The organism is Rhizobium sp. N731, assembly GCF_001664145.1.
GTDB lineage: Bacteria > Pseudomonadota > Alphaproteobacteria > Rhizobiales > Rhizobiaceae > Rhizobium > Rhizobium esperanzae.
Map to the genome: position 1 here is coordinate 304,994 of NZ_CP013604.1, position 19,520 is coordinate 324,513.

General features: G+C 56.5%; 16 protein-coding genes and 6 pseudogenes. 15 read left to right on the forward strand and 7 right to left on the reverse strand.

Translation table 11 applies throughout. The features are described 5' to 3' along the window. Positions 1 to 20 precede the first annotated feature (20 nt). The 11 genes from nifW to AMK02_RS24670 all read left to right on the forward strand — a co-directional run bounded on the left by nifW (position 21) and on the right by AMK02_RS24670 (position 9,593). Positions 21 to 404, forward strand: a complete 384-nt coding sequence (nifW, locus tag AMK02_RS24620) for a nitrogenase stabilizing/protective protein NifW (RefSeq protein ID WP_008536550.1) — start codon at positions 21 to 23, stop codon at positions 402 to 404. A gap of 176 nt (positions 405 to 580) precedes the next feature. Beyond that, on the forward strand, positions 581 to 1,429 hold the full coding sequence (locus tag AMK02_RS24625) for an electron transfer flavoprotein subunit beta/FixA family protein (RefSeq protein ID WP_004678528.1): 849 nt from the start codon (positions 581 to 583) through the stop codon (positions 1,427 to 1,429). A gap of 15 nt (positions 1,430 to 1,444) precedes the next feature. Then, positions 1,445 to 2,554: an electron transfer flavoprotein subunit alpha/FixB family protein gene (locus AMK02_RS24630; RefSeq protein WP_008536549.1), complete on the forward strand. Its 1,110-nt coding sequence runs from the start codon at positions 1,445 to 1,447 to the stop codon at positions 2,552 to 2,554. Between the two features lie 9 nt (positions 2,555 to 2,563). Then, positions 2,564 to 3,871, forward strand: coding sequence for an FAD-binding protein (locus AMK02_RS24635; RefSeq protein WP_064807225.1), 1,308 nt, complete (start codon positions 2,564 to 2,566; stop codon positions 3,869 to 3,871). A 12-nt stretch (positions 3,872 to 3,883) separates the two neighbouring features. Beyond that, a complete protein-coding gene (locus AMK02_RS24640; RefSeq protein WP_004678523.1) occupies positions 3,884 to 4,183 on the forward strand; it encodes a ferredoxin family protein in 300 nt (99 codons plus the stop codon). A gap of 220 nt (positions 4,184 to 4,403) precedes the next feature. Continuing rightward, a complete protein-coding gene (nifA, locus tag AMK02_RS24645) occupies positions 4,404 to 6,092 on the forward strand; it encodes a nif-specific transcriptional activator NifA (RefSeq protein WP_011053431.1) in 1,689 nt (562 codons plus the stop codon). Between the two features lie 213 nt (positions 6,093 to 6,305). Further along, a complete protein-coding gene (gene nifB / locus AMK02_RS24650) occupies positions 6,306 to 7,784 on the forward strand; it encodes a nitrogenase cofactor biosynthesis protein NifB (RefSeq protein ID WP_012489550.1) in 1,479 nt (492 codons plus the stop codon). A 34-nt stretch (positions 7,785 to 7,818) separates the two neighbouring features. Beyond that, a complete protein-coding gene (locus tag AMK02_RS24655; protein ID WP_012489551.1) occupies positions 7,819 to 8,025 on the forward strand; it encodes a 4Fe-4S binding protein in 207 nt (68 codons plus the stop codon). A 64-nt stretch (positions 8,026 to 8,089) separates the two neighbouring features. Beyond that, positions 8,090 to 8,407, forward strand: a complete 318-nt coding sequence (locus AMK02_RS24660) for a nitrogen fixation protein NifZ (protein ID WP_012489552.1) — start codon at positions 8,090 to 8,092, stop codon at positions 8,405 to 8,407. 4 nt (positions 8,408 to 8,411) lie between these two features. Continuing rightward, positions 8,412 to 8,624 carry a putative nitrogen fixation protein NifT gene (gene nifT, locus AMK02_RS24665; RefSeq protein ID WP_004678514.1) on the forward strand — a complete coding sequence of 71 codons (213 nt, stop codon included), beginning with the start codon at positions 8,412 to 8,414 and terminating at the stop codon, positions 8,622 to 8,624. A gap of 30 nt (positions 8,625 to 8,654) precedes the next feature. Then, positions 8,655 to 9,593 (forward strand): SIR2 family NAD-dependent protein deacylase, encoded by a 939-nt coding sequence (locus tag AMK02_RS24670; RefSeq protein ID WP_012489553.1) that lies wholly within the window; start codon positions 8,655 to 8,657, stop codon positions 9,591 to 9,593. A 444-nt stretch (positions 9,594 to 10,037) separates the two neighbouring features. Here the strand turns inward: AMK02_RS24670 and hisC are convergent, their stop codons facing one another. The 4 genes and pseudogenes from hisC to AMK02_RS30670 form a co-directional block, all read right to left on the reverse strand. Continuing rightward, entirely contained in the window at positions 10,038 to 11,141 is a 1,104-nt protein-coding gene (gene hisC / locus AMK02_RS24675; RefSeq protein WP_008536542.1) for a histidinol-phosphate transaminase, read from the reverse strand. 158 nt (positions 11,142 to 11,299) lie between these two features. Continuing rightward, positions 11,300 to 11,844 (reverse strand): annotated as a pseudogene (locus AMK02_RS32635) (adenylyl-sulfate kinase); the annotation flags it as partial. Positions 11,845 to 11,883: 39 nt separating this feature from the next. Beyond that, positions 11,884 to 12,063 (reverse strand): annotated as a pseudogene (locus AMK02_RS32725) (hypothetical protein); the annotation flags it as partial. Between the two features lie 395 nt (positions 12,064 to 12,458). After that, a complete protein-coding gene (locus AMK02_RS30670; RefSeq protein ID WP_004671987.1) occupies positions 12,459 to 12,965 on the reverse strand; it encodes a helix-turn-helix domain-containing protein in 507 nt (168 codons plus the stop codon). Positions 12,966 to 13,407: 442 nt separating this feature from the next. On the opposite strand from AMK02_RS30670, the pseudogene AMK02_RS24690 reads away from it, so the two are divergent. Then, positions 13,408 to 14,351: pseudogene (locus AMK02_RS24690) on the forward strand (IS481 family transposase). A gap of 517 nt (positions 14,352 to 14,868) precedes the next feature. On the opposite strand, the gene AMK02_RS24695 reads toward AMK02_RS24690, so the two are convergent. Next, on the reverse strand, positions 14,869 to 15,372 hold the full coding sequence (locus tag AMK02_RS24695) for a helix-turn-helix transcriptional regulator (RefSeq protein ID WP_010069248.1): 504 nt from the start codon (positions 15,370 to 15,372) through the stop codon (positions 14,869 to 14,871). Between the two features lie 1,555 nt (positions 15,373 to 16,927). Between AMK02_RS24695 and AMK02_RS31925 the strand changes: the two genes are divergently transcribed. Then, positions 16,928 to 17,119, forward strand: coding sequence for a hypothetical protein (locus AMK02_RS31925; RefSeq protein ID WP_170965075.1), 192 nt, complete (start codon positions 16,928 to 16,930; stop codon positions 17,117 to 17,119). On the opposite strand, the pseudogene AMK02_RS24705 reads toward AMK02_RS31925, so the two are convergent. Further along, positions 17,094 to 17,394 (reverse strand): annotated as a pseudogene (locus AMK02_RS24705) (hypothetical protein). The gene AMK02_RS31925 and the pseudogene AMK02_RS24705 overlap by 26 nt on opposite strands. Continuing rightward, a pseudogene (locus tag AMK02_RS24710) lies at positions 17,394 to 17,624 on the reverse strand (transposase domain-containing protein); the annotation flags it as partial. The pseudogenes AMK02_RS24705 and AMK02_RS24710, both read right to left, overlap by 1 nt. On the opposite strand from AMK02_RS24710, the gene AMK02_RS30680 reads away from it, so the two are divergent. Together AMK02_RS30680 and AMK02_RS32335 are read left to right on the forward strand one after the other, a co-directional pair. Beyond that, entirely contained in the window at positions 17,597 to 18,004 is a 408-nt protein-coding gene (locus AMK02_RS30680; RefSeq protein WP_012489556.1) for a hypothetical protein, read from the forward strand. The pseudogene AMK02_RS24710 and the gene AMK02_RS30680 overlap by 28 nt on opposite strands. Next, positions 18,001 to 19,146 (forward strand): annotated as a pseudogene (locus AMK02_RS32335) (recombinase family protein); the annotation flags it as partial. The gene AMK02_RS30680 and the pseudogene AMK02_RS32335, both read left to right, overlap by 4 nt. Positions 19,147 to 19,520: the final 374 nt, after the last annotated feature.

Consider the following 19,520-nt stretch of genomic DNA (forward strand, 5'->3'; position numbering starts at 1 on the left):
TCACGACCAGGGGGAATCTTATGTGCCGTTGCTCCGCTGACAGCAGTCCCGTCGATGTCAAAGACATCCTCAATCGGCTGAAATCTCTCTCGGCTGCGGAGGAGTTCTTCGCAGCCCTAGGGGTCCCCTATGACCCTAAGGTTCTCGATGTCTCACGACTCCATATCATGAAGCGTATGGGCCAATACCTCGCGGCAGAGGACTTCTCCCATCTCCCAGACCGGGTAATCGCTGCTCGTGCCCGTGCCATACTGGAAAGGGCCTACTGTGATTTCGCGACCTCCGCGCCGCTCTCGCACCGGGTCTTCAAGGTGCTCAAGGACCACAATCCGAACAGACCTGTCACACCCGGCCGCACCGTTGTCCCGTTAGACTCTTTCCTGAAGCCGTTCGAAAAGAAGTGAGCACGGTTGCGACACGACAATGTCGGGAAGCTTACAATTCAGTCATATGCTAGCAACGTCGGAATCGAAGCCATTTCAATGTGATAGAGAACGCCAAACGGTTGGCACGAATGATGCACGCAAGCATGTGTACTGACAAGCCCGCCACCCATAGAGGGAGGGAGTAAGAAACCGCCATGCACATAGTTATCTGTATCAAACAGGTACCGGACTCCGCACAAATACGAGTGCATCCGGTGACGAACACAATCATGCGTCAGGGAGTGCCAACCATCATCAACCCCTATGATCTGTTCGCCCTTGAAGAGGCGCTCCAGTTGCGCGACCGCCATGGCGGCGAGGTGACCGTGCTCACCATGGGGCCGCCCATGGCAGAGGACGCGTTGCGCAAGGCGCTCACCTACGGCGCCGACCGCGCCGTACTCTTGACCGACCGTCATTTTGCCGGCTCCGACACTCTGGCGACCTCGTTTGCTCTTTCGCGAGCCATCGCGAAGATCGGAGAGGCCTTCGGTACGCCCGATATCGTCTTTACGGGCAAACAGACCATCGACGGCGATACCGCCCAGGTTGGGCCTGGCATCGCCAAGCGCCTCGACCTCCTGCAGCTCACCTACGTTGCCAAAATCGTCTCTGTCGACATCAATGGGCGCGAGATTACGGTGGAGCGCCGCTCGGAAGGGGGCACGCAGACGCTGATGAGCAAGCTCCCTTGCCTAATTACAATGCTCGAAGGCACAAACGAAATCCGCCGCGGCTCGCTCGATGACGCGCTACGGGCCGCGCGCAGCCAGATCGTGAAGTGGAATGCGGCCGACGCTGGCATAGAGGACCTCACCAAGTGCGGCCTGCGTGGCTCGCCAACCGTCGTTAAGAGGGTCTTTGCCCCTCCTGAGCGGGCGGAAAAGGCGGAGCAGATCGACACCGCGGAAAAAACACCGCGCGATCTCGCGGAGGAGTTGATCGCTGGGATCTTTTTGCGCCAGCCGGCGCTCGAAAGCGAACTCGCCTTTGACGGCGAATGAAGGCAAGGAGCGACGATGTTGAGCACGAATCGAGAGAGCCCTCCTCCAGCCGCTGGCCGTGCCGCCATGAAGAAAGAGCTGCCCGATCAGTTTAAGGACCATCGGCACGTTTGGGTCTTCATGGAGCTGGAGCGCGATCAGGTGCATCCCGTCTCCTTCGAGCTGCTCGGCGAAGGCCGCAAGCTCGCCGACAAGCTGGGCGTCCAGCTTGCCGGCGTCGTTCTCGGACCACCGGGAGAGGCCACGTGGTTTGCCATCGCCGAGGCTTTTGCTTATGGCGCCGACCTGGCCTACCTCGTCGAGGCCCCACTGCTCGCCGACTACCGAAATGAGCCTTTCACCAAAGCATTGACGGATCTGGTTACTAACTACAAACCGGAAATCCTTCTTTTAGGGGCAACGACGCTCGGGCGCGACCTTGCCGGTTCCGTGGCGACGACCTTGTTGACAGGGCTCACGGCGGATTGCACCGAACTTGATGTGGATGCGGACGGCTCGCTTGCGGCGACCCGGCCGACTTTCGGCGGCTCCTTGCTTTGCACGATCTACACGCTCAACTGCCGGCCGCAGATGGCAACGGTCCGGCCGAGGGTCATGGCCATGCCTCCGCGCGGGAATAATAAGATCGGACGCGTCATTCAACACAAAGTGTCGATGATCGAGGAAGAGATCGTCACTAAGGTCCTCGGTTTCTTGTCCGATGGCCAGTCGGCGACGGCGAATCTCGCCTATGCGGACGTCGTGGTTGCTGGAGGCCTCGGTCTCGGCGCGGTGGAGAACGTGAAGCTTATGAAGAAACTCGCGCGGACGATCGGGGCCGATTATGGCTGTTCGCGCCCCCTCGTCCAAAAGGGCTGGATGCCTGCTGATCGGCAGATCGGCCAAACTGGCAAAACTATCCGGCCGAAGCTTTACATAGCAGCCGGCATTTCCGGCGCCATCCAGCATCGCGTTGGCGTCGAGGGAGCTGATCTTATTTTAGCCATTAACACCGATCCTAACGCGCCGATTTTTGATTTCGCCCACCTCGGCGTCGTCACCGATGCGATCCGTTTACTGCCGTCATTAACGGAACTCTTCACCCATCGACTGTCGCCGCACAGTCGCGATAAGCTTGCAAACTGAGGGCGCCCCATGACTGAGGAAAACTTCGACGCCATAGTTATCGGGGCCGGCATGGCCGGAAACGCAGCTGCTTACACGATGTCGAACCGCGGCATGAAGGTGCTGCAGTTGGAGCGTGGCGAGTATCCGGGCTCCAAGAATGTGCAGGGCGCCATCATGTACGCGGACATGCTGGAGAAAATCCTGCCGGATTTCCGGGATGATGCGCCTCTGGAGCGGCACTTAGTCGAGCAGCGCTTCTGGATGATGGACGACTCGTCCCACATCGGTATGCAATACCGGTCGGACGACTTCAACGAGTCGAGACACAATCGCTACACGGTCATTCGCGCCCAATTCGACAAATGGTTTTCACGCAAGGTGCGCGAGGCCGGAGCGACGCTTCTATGCGAGACGACCGTGACGGAACTCGTTCGTGATCCAAAGGGCAAGGTGATTGGCGTTCGCACCGACCGCGCCGGCGACGTGATTCTTGCTGACGTGGTCGTTCTCGCAGAGGGCGTCAATGGGCTGCTCGGCACGCGTGCTGGATTGCGTGACACGCCAAAACCGGAAACTGTCGCGCTCGCCGTCAAGGAAATGCATTTCCTGGCCGAAGAGGTAATTGACCAGCGGTTCGGCCTCCAGGCCAATGAAGGCTGCGTCATCGAGGCAGTTGGCACGATCTCTCGCAACATGGCCGGGCTTGCCTTCCTCTACACCAACAAAGAATCGATCTCGATCGGCATTGGCTGCCTTGTCTCCGAATTCGTGGCAACAATGGAAAGTCCTTATGATCTGCTCGAAAAATTCAAAAGCCATCCGTCGGTAAAGCCGCTGATCGCAGGAGCGGAAGTCAAGGAATATGCGGCGCATCTCATTCCAGAAGGTGGTTACAAGGCAATTCCGCAGCTTTTTGGTGACGGCTGGGTCGTCGTCGGCGACGCGGCACAACTTAATAATGCGGTGCACCGCGAGGGGTCCAACCTCGCCATGACGTCGGGGCGCATCGCCGGCGAAGCAATCGTCCAGATCAAGAATCGCAAAAAGCCGATGGTCAAGGAGAACCTCTCCCTTTACAAGTCGATGCTTGAAAAGTCGTTCGTTATCAAAGACTTGCGGAAATACAAGGACATGCCTGCCCTGCTGCACACCAATTCCCGCAATTTCTTCACGACTTATCCAAGGTTGCTGTCGCAGGCCGCACAGAACTTTGTGCGAGTCGATGGCACCCCGAAGATCGACAAGGAACGGGCGACCACGGGCACCTTCATCAAGGCACGCTCCCGCTGGGGGCTGTTTGGTGACGCGGTTCGCTTGGCGCGCGCGTGGCGATAAAGGAGAGATGAGATGACGGTTGCAGTGACGAACATACGCGTAGAGGACAAGCTTTACCAAAATCGATACGTGGTCGATGCCGGACGCCCGCATATTAGGGTGCGTCCACACGATTGGCCAAGCGTAAATCTGTATGCCCTCACAAGTGTCTGTCCGGCCAAGTGCTACGAATTGAATGACCAGGGCCAAGTGGAGGTTATCGCCGACGGGTGCATGGAGTGCGGCACGTGCCGCGTACTCTGCGAGGCAAGTGGAGATATCGAGTGGAACTATCCGAGAGGCGGTTTCGGCGTTCTCTTCAAGTTCGGATAAAGGTTTGCAACTCCACGATTCAGAACCAACTTGGGTTTGCAGACGGGCGCATCGGAAACTTGCAGAGGTGCGCGTTGCAGATTGGTATTAGAAATTACTATATATACATGCAAGCAAGGGTGATAAGAAACGTTAGACAACCCAAGGCCATATAATGACCCACATGCCCGCCCGACCGGTCGATGGAGCGGAACCCCTATCTGCGCTACCTGCTGGACCTATGCGCCAAGCGGGCACGCAGCGCAGCGGAATCTACGAGATATCAAAGGTACTGACTGCCCCCGCCCGGCTAGAGATTACGCTTGCCAACGTCGTGAACGTCCTCTCTTCCTTTCTGCAGATTCGATGCGGAGCAATCGTTGTTCTAGACGCTGAAGGTCAGCCCGAGATTGCCGCAACTGGCGACATCCCCCCATCCTCTCAATCAGCCGCTCGAGGCGTTATACCTAAGGCCGTAATCGACCATATCGCGACGACCGGTATGCCCTTAATCGTAAAGGATGTCAGCAAGTCCGAATTATTTCAGGCTGAGCCGCAACCGCCTTGGAGCAGCGGCACCGTCCCAATTTCTTTTATTGGCGTTCCGGTAAAAGCCGATAATAAAATACTTGGCACAATATCGATCGATCGCGTCAGGAACGACGCCGCCCCCTTCCCCGCCGACGAGGACGTTCGCTTTCTGACCATGGTCGCCAATCTGGTCAGTCGGACGATCAGGCTTCATCGTTTCCTGAACCTGGAGGGTCGGCGACCTATCGGCGAACAAGAGAGACCGGAGAAGCCGATCATCGCGCAAAGGGGCGCGCCGGGCCGACATCCACCCGTCAAAATCGACGGGATTATCGGGGATAGCCCGGCTCTCCAGCAGGTGGTTGAAACCGTCTCGGTGGTGGCGAGGACGAATTCCACCGTGCTTCTGCGGGGCGAAAGCGGCACCGGCAAGGAATTTTTTGCACAGGCGATCCATGAACTTTCCCCTCGTAAAAACAAGCCGTTCGTCAAATTGAACTGCGCCGCGCTGCCCGAAGGCGTCCTGGAATCGGAGCTGTTTGGGCATGAAAAAGGGGCTTTCACCGGGGCCATCGCGCAGCGCGCCGGACGCTTCGAACTGGCAAATGGCGGAACGCTTCTACTTGACGAGATTGGCGAGATTTCGCCCGCCTTTCAAGCCAAACTGCTGCGCGTCCTGCAGGAAGGCGAACTGGAGAGGGTGGGCGGAACCAAGACGCTTGCGGTCGACGTCCGGCTCATATGCGCCACGAATAAGAACCTCGAGATGGCTGTTGCAAACGCCGAATTCAGGGCCGACCTGTATTACCGCATCAGCGTAGTTCCAATTGTCCTGCCGCCGCTTCGAGAGCGACCCGGCGATATTCCACGCCTTGCGAACGCTCTTCTTGACCGATTCAACAAGGAGAACCAACGCGAGCTGACGTTTTCGTCGTCGGCGATCGAGGTGATGTCGCAATGCTATTTCCCAGGTAACGTCCGGGAACTCGAAAACTGCGTGCGAAGGACTGCCACCCTTGCGCGTTCAAGCTCGATCGTTTCGTCTGATTTTGCCTGCAAGAACAGCCAGTGCCTTTCGTCGCTCCTCTGGAAAACCGACGGGTCGCCCGGCGGCATCACCGTCGATGGGCATGCCCGGAGCAATGTGATGCCGACTTCATCGCCGCGCTCGGGCGGGAGCATCGGTGCGTCGGACGAGGTATCTTCCGTCAAGGCTTGTGATCCGCACGGTTCCGGTTGTCCCGCAATGGAGTCGCGCCTCACGCAACGGGACCGGTTGATCGAGGCGATGGAAAAGGCCGGATGGGTTCAGGCCAAAGCGGCTCGTATTCTCGGCCTTACGCCTCGTCAGGTCGGCTATGCTCTACGCCAGCATCGCATCGAGGTGAAAAAGCTTTAAGCGCCTGGGTGATGTTGGACCTTCTCGATCTCCAATGCCTGGTTTGGTGGCTTACGGACAACTCTTTTGTCGACTGTCGGAAGCTTGACAAGTCTGTGTCCGAACACGGTCGGAATCGGGCAATAAATGCAAATTCTTAAAGCAAATCCCGTCCTTGGGATGGCATGGCTTTTGCGTTTTGAAAGGCGACGTCAACTAGCAACGGAGCACTCAATGTCCGCACCGATGATTTCGCTTGAAAGTGCGACCAGCACGACATCCTTGTATCAATTGCTGGCGACCGCGAAACCGAGTGGCTGCACATCCTCGTCATGTGGCGTGTCCACAAAACCGGCCGACGTGGACCAGGCTATCTGGGCGAAGATCAAAAACCACCCCTGCTATTCAGAAGAGGCTCACCATTATTTCGCGCGCATGCATGTCGCGGTCGCACCAGCCTGCAATATCCAGTGCAACTATTGCAATCGTAAATATGACTGCGCCAACGAAAGCCGCCCTGGGGTCGTCTCGGAAAAGTTGACGCCAGACCAGGCGCTGCGCAAGGTCATTGCCGTCGCCAACGAAGTGCCGCAGCTTTCCGTGCTGGGTGTCGCCGGACCGGGCGATGCCTGTTACGACTGGAAGAAGACAAAGGAAACGTTCGAACGAGTTGCGGGGGAGATCCACGACATCAAGCTGTGCATCTCCACCAACGGGCTTGCGCTGCCGGATCACGTCGCCGAACTTGTCGACATGAATGTCGATCACGTGACAATTACGATCAACATGGTTGACCCTGAAATCGGCGCAAAGATCTATCCCTGGATCTTTTACCGCAACCGTCGTTACACCGGCATCGAAGCTGCGAGAATTCTGCACGAGCGGCAAATGGTGGGCCTGGAGATGCTGACCGCGTGCGGCATCATCACCAAAGTCAATTCGGTGATGATTCCTGGTGTCAACGACGAACACCTGGTCGAGGTAAATAAATGGGTCAAGGAGCGGGGGGCGTTCCTGCACAACGTCATGCCGCTTATTTCCGATCCGGCCCATGGCACCTACTACGGCTTGACCGGACAGCGCGGCCCGCGGGCGCTCGAATTGAAGGCGCTCCAGGATCGTCTCGAAGGCGGCGCAAAGCTAATGCGCCATTGCCGGCAGTGTAGGGCCGATGCCGTCGGCCTGCTTGGGGATGATCGGGGCCAGGAGTTCGCACTCGACCAGCTTCCCGGAGAGATCACCTATGACGCCCGTAAGCGCGAGGCCTATCGGGAAGTGATCGCCCGCGAACGCGGCGATCACGCGACCGCCAAGAGCGAGGCAATCGAGACAGTCAAAGCAGCCGGCGATGGGTCCCTCCACGTCGCGGTCGCGACAAAGGGTGGCGGTCGCATCAACGAGCACTTCGGCCATGCGAAGGAGTTCCAAGTATACGAAGCTTCGTCGAGAGGCATCACCTACGTCGGGCATCGCAAGATCGAACAGTATTGCCTCGGAGGCAGGGGCGAGGAAGCCACCCTCGACGGCATCATAACTGCGCTGGTCGGTATTGACGTCGTGCTATGCGCCAAGATCGGGGAGTGCCCTAAGACTAAGCTCATGGAGGCCGGGGTTCGGGCAACGGATGCTTATTGCTATGACTACATCGAGACCGCCATCGGCACCCTCTACGCCGCCAAGTTTGGCGTCGAACCACAAGCGGCGACGGCGTGAGCGCTCTTAATCCAACATCTTCAGGAGTTTAAAAATGGCCTTCAGGATCATAGCGTCCCAATGCACCCAGTGCGGTGCCTGCGAGTTCGAATGCCCCTCCGGTGCGATCAGGTTCAAAGGTGAGATCTACGTTATCGACCCGGAAAAATGCACCGAATGCAAGGGTACCTTCGAAACGCAGCAATGCGCGGAGGTTTGCCCCGTGCCGAAGACCTGCGTCCTCGCCGCACCTGCGATTTGACCTTCAGCATGGTCGGGGCTCCTGCGGAGAAGCCTTCAATGATATCCTGCAAGGAGGAATGCCCATGGGCCTTGGACGTGAACAGGAGGTCGAAATCCACAGGCCTCCACGATTTACACCCGGCGAGCGGGTGCGGGCCAGACTTCACGTAAAGAATGACGGCACCTATGCTGGCAAAAAAATTGGGGAAAGTTTGGTGCGGAAGGGCGACGAAGGCTATGTGCGCGACATCGGCACCTTTCTCCAGCAGTTTTACATCTATGCCGTCGAATGGGTCGAACGTGGCACTATCGTCGGCATGCGTGCCCGTGAACTGACGAGTCTAGACAACGCCGCTGCTTGCGGCGCTGCTGAAATCGCGGGGCCCCCAACGAAGGAATAGCGACATGAAGATAATGATTCGCAGAACGAGCGCCGGCTTGTCGGCTTACGTACCAAAGAAAGATCTCGAAGAGCCGATCGTAGATGTCGAGGCTGATGACATGTGGGGCGGCACGATCACTCTCAGGAACGGCTGGAGACTCGTCTTGCCCAAGCTATCGCGGGATACGCCTCTGCCGATCACCGTCCACGCAAGGAAGATTCCTGACGAGGACTGATGCTGCAAACGAGAGGTAAGAGAAAACAGCATGAATAAAATTTTGACCTCGGACCGTCTCCTGATCATTCGCAACGGTGACGCCGAAGAAAGACTTAGGCTGCTTCAGGAAGCGCTCGCTGCGGATCGGATCGTTCCCTATCTCGGTCCGGATCTCCTTCGGCTGCAATCCACGGAACCACCTGTACCGGACACCCCGGAAGCCGTCTCCGCGGCACTCAACGAACGCACACCTGCCCCTTCCAGGATACGCAGCAATATGTGGTCAGTCGCGCAGTTTATTGAACAGCGACGGCATCGCCGGACGCTTCAGGCCTGGATGGCAGAAATATTTGGAGCACCCGTGGCGCCGACCGCCCTCCACGACTGGCTCGCAACGCTGCCGCTCTCCCTTATCGTCGACGGTTGGTACGACGGGACAATGCGTGCGGCTTTCGCGAAGACCGGTCGAACGGATGTCGTCGAGATTCAGGGCGTCACGCGTGCAAACGGCGGCGGCGACATTTGGACAAAAACTTACGATCTGTCCGGGAGAGACGTCGAATGCGTCGCAGCGCCAAAGACGGTCCTCTATGCGCCGTACGGCAGTGTTATACCAGCTTCGAACTTTCTGGTGTCCGATTCCGATTACGTGGAAGTCCTAACCGAAATCGATATCCAGACGCCAATACCTGGAATGGTGAAAGAACGGCGTATAGATCGCGGTTTTCTTTTCATTGGCTGCCGCTTCAACGATCAGATGCTCCGGATCTACGCTCGACAGATCATCAAGCGCTCTCACGGCCCCCACTTTGCAGTACTTGATGCGGAAGGCCTTACCAAAAACGAGCGCCGTTTCCTTGCAGCAAGCGGAATCACGGTGGTCGACCTGCCGATCGGCGAAGCCGCGGCTCTGCTTGTACCATTTGGTAGCAAGGCGGATGGTGACCATGGCCGCACGGCTCCCGCTTCGAATCTCTGTAGCGGCTAGAGTGCCGCAGATTGAAAAAGTTCTGTTTCTGCCAAGTTCGAATGCCATACTGCCCACGTTTGCTGGCGTAGGGGATTGCGGGTGGGATCAATGGCGATGAGCGAGCGTGATCTTTAGCGGATCGAGGTTCTGTCGCAGGTGATCGACGGAAGATCGGCGACGACCGCAGATTACTGTTCGCTCAATGTCAATGCGAAGGACCGATTATGAAGAAACCTAAACCATTCCCAATACAGCGGCAGAGCCGCGGCCGAATCGCCAGAAATAAGCCTCGCATCGGCCACCGGGTGCTCCACTCGTGCGCCAATAACACGCGTAATCAACGGGATCGAGACGGCACACGCTTTACGGTCTTGCGCTTATTTGTGATCTTTATCCCACAATATGGACTTCGATACTTGGTGTTTCCAAGTGACAAGCAGTGTGGCCAATAATTCTAACCGCCTAGCTCTGCGTCTTCATACTTCCAGAAATGATGTCCCTGGCGGCTGAAAGGAACGCGTCCATTTGGGTTCTGGTGCCGATGCTGACGCGGATAAAATTTTCCAAACCGGCATCGGGAAAGACGGCTACAAGTATGTTCTGCCTATCCAAAGACGCTTGCCACCATTTGCCATCTCGTCCGGGTGGCACCCGAGCTAGCAAAAAGTTTGTGTGGGAGGGAATGACAGAAAAGCCCAATTGAGACAAGGCAGTGGTCGTTCTGTGTCTTTCATGTTTAATATATCTGTGGTTCTCGTCGTAGTCGGCGCGGTGCGAAAGGATACTAATGCCCACCGCATGGCCGATCACGTTCATGTTAAAGACATTTTGCAGGTTGCGTAGCCTCCCAATAAGTTCGGGATGACCAAAGCCGAAACCGACGCGAATTCCCGCGGCTGCAAAGCCTTTCGAAAGTGTTCTCAATACTAGAAGGTTTGGATGACGATCGACTAGGCGCAGGGCATCATCGGGTGCAAAGTCGACATACGCTTCATCCACCACTATCAACTGGTCCGATTGCGCGACGAGGCGGTCGATTTCAGCCACCGGAACGAATGTTCCCGTTGGATTGTTCGGATTGGCCAGCAGTATGAATTTTGCATCTTTTGCTGGACCAAGAAGCAGCTGCTCGATTGGCAGAGAATAAGACTCGCCCCATTCGATTTCGAGAAATCTGGCACCCTGCAACTTGGCCAGTTTGCGGTTAAAGGAAAAACCTGGCGATATCATCGCAACGCTATCTCCCGGGTCGAGGAATGCTCTGTAGATGAGCCCAAGCAGCTCCGACGAGCCGTTCCCGGCGACCACCTGATCCTGGGAGAGGCCATACGCGCTGGCGGCTGCGTCGCGCAAGCTCAGATTGTCATCTTCGGGATACAGATAATGCCGTTCGAGGGCCGCCAGCGCACTTTGCAACACCATCATCGGCAACGGAAACGGATTCTCATTCGTGTTTAGTTTAACGCAGTTCGCATCTCGCCCCGGTTGATTGGAGGGTAGCGCATTTAGCTGTCTCGCCATCGGCGAAAGAGCCGAAAGCACGGCTTGCAGCTTTGCATCAGCCATATCTTTTCTCCGTTTCAGTAAGCCGAGTCGTGAGCGCGTGATCGGCCGTCTCCTGTTGAAGCCACATCGGACGTTGGCGCGGGCCGCCTGCGGGCTGCTACGGTCGCCGCGTAGTTAATAGGCCAAGGACCGCCGCGGCCGCTTCAAGCCGCCAATGGTCAAGCCTCCCCACTCTCACACTCATGCGTCACTTGCTCCATTCGCCTTTCGAGGAACTGTTCGATCTCAAACGCCAACGCCGCAGGGTCGTGGCCAACCGTTTCGAGATGTAATTCAGCGCCCTCAGGGATTTCGTACGGCGAGGAAACGCCGGTGAAATTGGCGATCTTGCCGGCGAGCGCCTTCCGATAAAGCCCCTTCGGATCGCGTCGCGCGCATTCCTCAAGCGGCGTGTCGACGAGGATTTCAATAAGCTCCCCTCCTCCATCAGCTCGGCGACCTCGGCAACGCGGCGGATGTTCTCGACGCGATCGGGTTGATTGAAGCCAGGTCGCGATTGAGCCCGTGGCGCACGTTGTCGCCGTCGAGGATGTAGGTGTGCTTCCCGTGGGCATGCAGCAGCCGGTCGAGCGCATTGGCGATTGTCGACTTGCCGGAGCCGGAAAGTCCAGTGAACAAAAGGACGGCTGGCTGCTGACTCTTCATCGCCGCGCGCGCCCTTGTCAGCGTCGGTCGCCTGCCAATGCAGGTTGTCGGCGCGCCTTGCCCAGCTTTGGCTGCCACTGAAATTGAAGACCCCGGTCGGCCCTTGGGCTTTGCGAAAGAGCTCGGGAGGATCGACGTGGTCGATGAGTTCCAGCTCGTTTTCCCAGCACAGCTTCCACCGCACCTCAGAACGCATGCAAAGACCTCCTTTGGTATTTCCTGCTGCTGTTTTTGAAGCCCGCACTGTGCGATCGAAGCAGTGGCCGCCCCGATGCATGTCGGCGCCGTTGCTCGGGTTCGCGCTATAGCCAGTCCGGATCGTCAAATGTTTCGCCGTCACTCGCGTCTGAGATCATTCCTAGTGCATCATCACGGGAGATTGGTAAAATGGATTGTATGAATGGAATTATCGATGCTTTGTATGTCGAATATACGGGTTTCTTAGACTTTGACGTGACCTCCCTGGCACTCGCGGCGTAAAGACGACCGCGCGTCCCCTCCAGCGGCCGAAAGCAGGGATGCGTTGGACCAGTTGACCCAACTGCGCCCTCCCCGGTTTACCCACCTATGTCCCGGAGTGGCGATGAACGGTCGCCAGCTAGTCCTTCGCGGTTTCTGATGGAACTTCATCAGGGACGCACGTTCTGTTTATTGAAGCTAGCGATCTACGTCCTATTCGCGATCGTCTGCAGTGGCGCTGGTAGACGCGACTTTCATGGCACGATCGCCGCTATCGCTACCGGTCTCGTCTATGCGGCTTAGTAAGCTGAAAATATCTTGCAAGATCTCTTCATCGAAAGTCCGCAACTTCACGATAGTAGCCAGCAGCAGAACCGCTTTGGTTTCAGTTTCGCCCCAAAGATAAGGTGCCGCCGGGGCGATAATCTCTTCCGGAGTGGCATCCAAAACCTCACACAGATGAATCAGTCGGCTCACGGTCAAGCGGGATACTCCATTTTCGTACCGGCCGTAGACCTGCTTAGTGATGCCAAGCAAGGGCGCCAGTTTCGAGCGCGGGAGTTTTCGCTTATCGCGGGCTTCGCGAAGGCTGATGCTGATCAAGTTTTCGAGTTCGGCGCTAAGTGCAATCCGTCCGTCAAAAGGTTTTCGATAGACCGGCTTGTCTATGCCTGGATCATCGACTTGTTGCAAACCGAGTTCATTAATCCATTGCTTCAATGGTGGTCCTGACATTGCTCCGACTGAGGTAAATGCGCCAAAGCTCTTTATACGGAAAGTGATGTGCTTGGAACCACCAATGTTTCGTTTCGATCTAATTTGGCGCATTTTGGGCCACGCGGACCTCACCCGATAGCTATCGTTCACCAAAATATATAAGTGATCGCAAGTACATAGACATAGATCATACCGAAATCGCTTCACGCAAGGATTATCCACTTGCGCCAAATTGGCTATGACCCTCAGTGATTTTGGTGATAACGGTCGCTTCATTTCCTCGTCTAGCTCCCGGGACGTCGTGTGCGGGCATGGTGGCCTTTTGTCCTGCACGTGGAGCTCTCGGTTCACGGCAGACCAATCACGGCTCCGCGCGCTGGCTGCTCTGGTGTTTGGTTCCGGCATTTGATGGTGCAATATTTTCCTTGGCATGGAGGGAAGCACTATGGGCCAGGTTCTACACGGGAGCGCCACGACGACAGAGGCAATCCGTCGAGCAATAGTGAAGAGAGCCTGAAAACGCTTTCGAAGCGATACGGGATCAACCAGAAAACCGTGGCGAAATGGAAGAAGCGGACATCGTTGGTCGACCTTCCTACAGGCCCAAAGGACCCGCACTCGACGACCCTTTCCCTCGAAGAAGAGGCCGCTATCGTCGCCTTCCGCCGGCACACGTTGCTGCCGCTCGATGATTGCCTCTACGCTCTTCAGCCGACCATTTCACATCTGACGCGTTCGTCGTTGCACAGGTGTTTGCAGCGCCACGGCATTTCACGTCTGCCGGAGGTCAGAGGCGACAAGGAGCCGAAGAAGAAGTTCAAAAGCTATCCGATCGCTTACTTCCACATCGATATTGACGAGGTGCAGACGGCTGAGGGCAAGCTCTATCTCTTTGTCGCAATTGACCGAACATCCAAGTTCGCGTTCGCGGAACTCTACACCAAAGCCGGCAAGATGAATGCCGCTCAGTTCTTGCGCAATCTGATCGCGGCAGTGCCCTACACCATTCACACCGTTTTGACCGACAATGGCATTCAGTTCACCAACCGAGCTTGTGATCGAAATGCCTTCCAGCACATCTTCGATTGGGTCTGCGACGATCACAGCATCGAGCATCGCCTGACCAAGGTGAAGCATCCCTGGACCAACGGACAGGTCGAACGGATGAACCGAACGATCAAGGAGGCGACCGTCAAGCGCTTCCACTACGACGATCATGCGCAGTTGAAAAAACATCTGGCCGACTTTATCGACGCCTACAATTTCGGGCGCCGGCTCAAGACGTTAAAGGGCCTTACGCCTTACGAGTTCATCTGTAGACGATGGACTTTGGAGCCGGATCGATTCATCATCGACCCCATCCATCAAATGCCGGGACTAAACACCTAGGCGATGCCCTTACCTCTGAACGGCGACAGCCATGAACAGCGTTTCCAGTCTCAGCGACTCGACCCCGTTTTCGCGGAACCTGATCGTGATGTCAAAAGACTGTTTCCGAGCCGAATGGCAAAAAGGATCGGCGCGATGGAACGGAGGCGCGGAGAGGACGGGCTTAGATTCAGCAATCGAAATCAAAGCATGCGCGCCGGCAGCTCGAATACCCACATGGCATTGAGCGGGAAAACCCAACGAGGGAGTTTAACACAGACCCTACTGTCGAAGCAAAGCGCATGCAAATAGACTTGGCGTCGCTCGCCGACGAATCGCTCGAGCATCGAGCGAGATCAACGCCAACCAAACATCGAAAAATTGCGCAATCGGCGCGTATTGTTGATCAGACGGAAATTCGAGTGAAAAACTAAGTTGTGAGATTGCGGGTGTCTGCACACCGACGACAGCGCGTCGGCTGCGACAGCTATCACCAATACTGCTAACTACTGGTCGGGGCGTCATAGACAAACCCAGCTCACTTCACGGGCTCCGCTACATCACTGATACCTCTGTCGCTCTCGTCGTCATCGGGGATCATTCGCTGCAGGAGCCGAATAAGATCGCGCGTCGTGCCGTTCGGAAGTCTCCTAAGAATCCTCGCCAGTGTGAGACAATCCTCGGCCTCCTCCGATGTGCGGCCCCAAAGATGTGGCGCAGCTTCAAAGATCATATCGATAGGCATGAAGCCAAGAATCTCACACAGATGGATCATCCGAGTAACAGTCATTTTGGAAAATGCCCGCTCGTAGCGTCCGTATACAGGGATGGACAGACCAAGCATTGGAGCAACGTCTGCGCGAGACAGGCCCTGCGCTTCGCGTGTCTTTTTCAGGAACGCGCTGATCAATTCCTCCATGTGACCCAACGATGTAATTTCGCCGCCGAAACCTGGCTTTCGATAGATCGCCTTGTCAACCTCCGGATCGGCGGTGCTGACGAGGCCTCTCGAACTTCTGTAGCTTGCTAGATCTTCCGTCACCGCACGTCCCTGTTTTCCTGCCACTCGTTGTAGGCTTGAGCCAACCTGAACCGATTTGAACCACTTGTCATCGCCACACTACAACCGTTTTAAATACCCATTTTGGGCATTTTTTGCGTTATAGCAAATATTTGAGAGTTTAGCCAAATTGCTTCATGAATGCATTCAAAACAGTCTCGCTAGACCGGTGGCCCAGTTCCATGAAAGATGAGTCGGCTATGGCCGCACCCGCGACTGAAACATCTAGGTTGCGTCGAATTTGAGCGAAAATTCACATTCAATGCTCAACATCTTCTAAGCGGTCTTCGTTGAGGACGATAAGACATAATCCTCGAAAACCGATCCATTTCCCCGTCCCACGATATCCCATTTGGCTAGCTGGGAAAGCTCCGCCGTGCTGGAAATCACTCAGCCAAGAACCCATATCGGTTACCGCTCCCGCTAGCGTGTAGGTTCGATGCTCTCTGAAAATTCCGGCATCATGGAGCAAGTGCCACAAACGTGAACTTTGCTAAACGAAGCCGCCACCTTATCGCATCCACACAAAGGGCTTGAAATAGTCGACCGTGAGGGTTATATCTTTGTGAGCAGCAGACAACGAGGCTTCCGAAAGGTCGCTGTTGCAGGTGCACCCTTAGAGGTCGGTACACCACGGTAGGGCACACGCGTTCGGCGGAAACGCCATGGGAAGGCTCCTTTAGGGGGCCTTTTTTGTTTCTAGGGCACCCTTATTTGCTGGAAATGAGCCTTTTTTACGAGTTGGCAGACGTTACACCTTCGCTTGATGCGGCTGAAATTAATTTCTTTCTGATCAGCGCTTTTTACCACCAGTTCTACGTTGTGTTCGTCTGATCTGCTCGGGAAAAGGTAATAAACAACAAGATCATTAAGGCCAGAGGTCAGGACAGGGCCTGAAACGGCAATGTTACCTGCCCAGTAAGGCATACAGAGGTAGGCACAAGATGCTCGAACGTGAATCTACCTTGCGGATGTTCGATTGTTGGGAACGAGTCGTTAATAGTCGTCATGAGGCGCGGTCACCCGAAGACAGCTCTCACGATCTGGACCCATTCACTGAACTGGATTATAGATTGCGCTGGGTAGTCTGGCTCTGAGACATTGAATTTTCTCCCGATATAAGGGCACGGGTTTGACAACCTTACGAAAGTGCTAACCCCTGAACGTGGTTTCGTTCTCCTGGTAAGGGTCCTTTCATGTTCAAATCGATACGAATAGAGCACTGACCTTTCGCTTCCGTCCTTACGACGGAGTTGTCTGCTTATGTCTCGCGTATGGACCGGAAGCCTGAACATGCTGCAGGAGCGAATTCCATCCTGAGACCGAATTCCTACGACGCTTTCTCCGCAGGAGACCGGAGGTTCGAAATACGACCAGTGCGCCTGGCCTGACCCGAGAGAGGCTTCGGGCAGCCGAGGACGACACCTACGGCCTGTTCGTCGACTTCCGTTGGCCCAAGAACGTCGGGAAGCCATATTGCCCTCGCTGTGGCTGCCTGGCGCCGTACGGCGTCGTCGTTCTGATGCTCGGAGCCGGAATGCCGCGCCGAATTTTCGGTTTTCGCCGACCGCAAGCTTTCATTCAAGAAGATCATCATGGCAATCTGGGAGGAATCACGGCCGCCAAGGGCATGGCGGCGCTCCATCTGAGCCGCAAGGTCAACGTCCAGTACAAGAGTATCCATCCGGCGAAGGCCGCGGCACTTATGATTTCGGCTCGTCTGCCATGATGCGTTCGAATCTTGTCGCGATCGCATTGCTCGTCGACAAGGAACTGCCGAACACCTCCTTCCCAGGTGCGGATATCGGCGAGGAACTCCTTCAAGCTTTCGATGCCCCGGTCGGTGAAGGTCGTGATGCCCTCTTCGCTGCCGTCATGGGCATGGATCATCTCACCATAGTCGATGTTGTCGGAGTTGCTGGCGACCTCCTGGATGAGTTCGAGGTTCTCGCCAATCAGCGTGGCGACGTAGTTGATCGTGTAGACATGCGTCGGGCGCGCCATCAGGCCGCCATCTGCCGGGCGCTTCCGGCGGGCCAGTTCCACGGCAGCAGTTCCGGCAGCCGTGATACGGGAATGCCAGGCATGCGGGCGAGCACGTCCGCCAACCAGGCCTGCGGATCGATATCGTTCGTCTTTGCCGTGACGATTAGGGAATACATGAAGGCAGCACGCTCGCCTCCGCGCTGGGAACCGGCGAATAGCCATGCCTTTCTTCCGAGAGCAATGCCCTGTTCATTCTGCCCATGTCGGCGATGAAGTCGAGGTTCACTATTGCTGGCATCCATATTTTGGCCAGAAGGTTTCCATTCGTCGCGTCGAAGAACGAGCGACAGGCCGGTTTTTGAAGGTTCTGGGGCCGACAGGTGTCGTCATCGCGATCTCAGGGTGGATGATCGATCCCGTGGTCTGCCGCGGCATGACCATGGGAACGCCACGCGTCGATCTTGCGACGCTAATCGAATTGAACAGGCTGGTCTCTGGCGGCAGCAAAGCGGCACCCTTCCGAAGTGGACGTAGAATCACTCAGGAGGACCATGATGAGATCTCGCAATACGCTGGTGCCGGCGTCGGGCCGGCAGCTCGACCTGATATTCGAGGAGCTCAACGATGACCATCACTGATTTGATTCCGACAGCGCTGCTCGCGCGCAAGGCCGTCGTTTATGTGCGGCAATCCACTCAGTCGCAGGTTATAACCAATCTGGAAAGCCAGCGACGGCAGTATGATCTTGTTGACATTGCGCGACACCACGGCTTCAGCCACGTCGAGGTGATCGACGACGACCTCGGGCGCTCTGCCAGCGGAACCGTCGCCCGTCCGGGCTTCGATCGTCTCGTCGCCCTACTGTGCGCCGGCAAAGTTGGTGCCGTTTTCTGCTTCGATGCTTCACGGCTTGCGCGCAACGGTCGGGACTGGCATCACCTGCTCGAACTGTGCGGCCTGGTCGAAGCCCGCGTCATTGACCATGACGGCGTCTACAATCCATGTCGACCCAACGATCGGCTGCTGCTGGGAATGAAGGGCAGTATCAGCGAGTTCGAACTGGGCGTGCTGAGAGCCCGGATGCTCGATGCCGCCAGGTCGAAGGCGCGCCGTGGCGAACTGCGACTTTCTGTTCCGTTCGGCTACATTTGGCATCGGGAGGCCGGGCTTGGGCTCGATCCTGATCTGCGTCTGCAAGAGGTAATTCGATCCATCTTCGCCCGCTTCCACGACCTTGGAAGCGCGCGTCAGGTGCTGCTGTCGATGACGAAAGATCACATTCACTTCCCTCGGCCGTCGGATGAAGGGCGCATGACCAACTTCGTATGGATGCCAGTACGTTATCGCAATGTGATCGGCATCCTCAAAAACCCCTTCTACGCCGGCGTTTACGTCTATGGGAAGAGCGAGAAGCGGACTGCCATCGTCGATGGATGGGCTCGGCGCAGTTACGGGCACGGCAAGCCCGTCGGTACCTGGGAGGTGATGATCCGGGACCATCACGAAGGTTACATTAGTTGGGGCGAATACGAGCGTAACCAACAGCAACTGGCCCTCAATAATTATGGCCGATCGGGTGGGACTAAATCGGGCCGCGGCGGCAAAGCATTATTATCAGGTCTCCTGACCTGCGGACGGTCTGGACGGCGACTGAGTGTTGCCTATACGGGAAATCCACAAAATCCTGTCTATCGCTGCTATAAACAGAACCTGATGATGGGCTTGCCCCGTTGCATGACGTTCGGCGGCTCGAAGGTCGATGCGGCGGTTGCGCGCGAGTTGTTGCGCGCGGTAGAACCATTAGCGATCGAGGCGACTTTTAAAGCAGAGCGGATGCACCGGGAGCGACAGGAAGACCAGCGCCACATTCACGATCTGGAGCTACAACAGGCCCGCTACGAGGCTAGCCTCGCCGAGCGCCGCTATGCGGCATGCGATCCCGACAACCGCCTGATAGCTGCACAGCTTGAGAAGAATTGGGAAACGGCGCTACGCCGCGTCCGTGATCTGGAAGTGCGCAGGCCTACCGAAAGTCCTTCAACCATCGAAGTTGACCCAGGCACTTTCGCAAACCTCGCCGACAATCTGCAGGCGGCCTGGGAGTCGCCGGATGTCACCATGCGCGTGCGCCAGCAACTGCTACG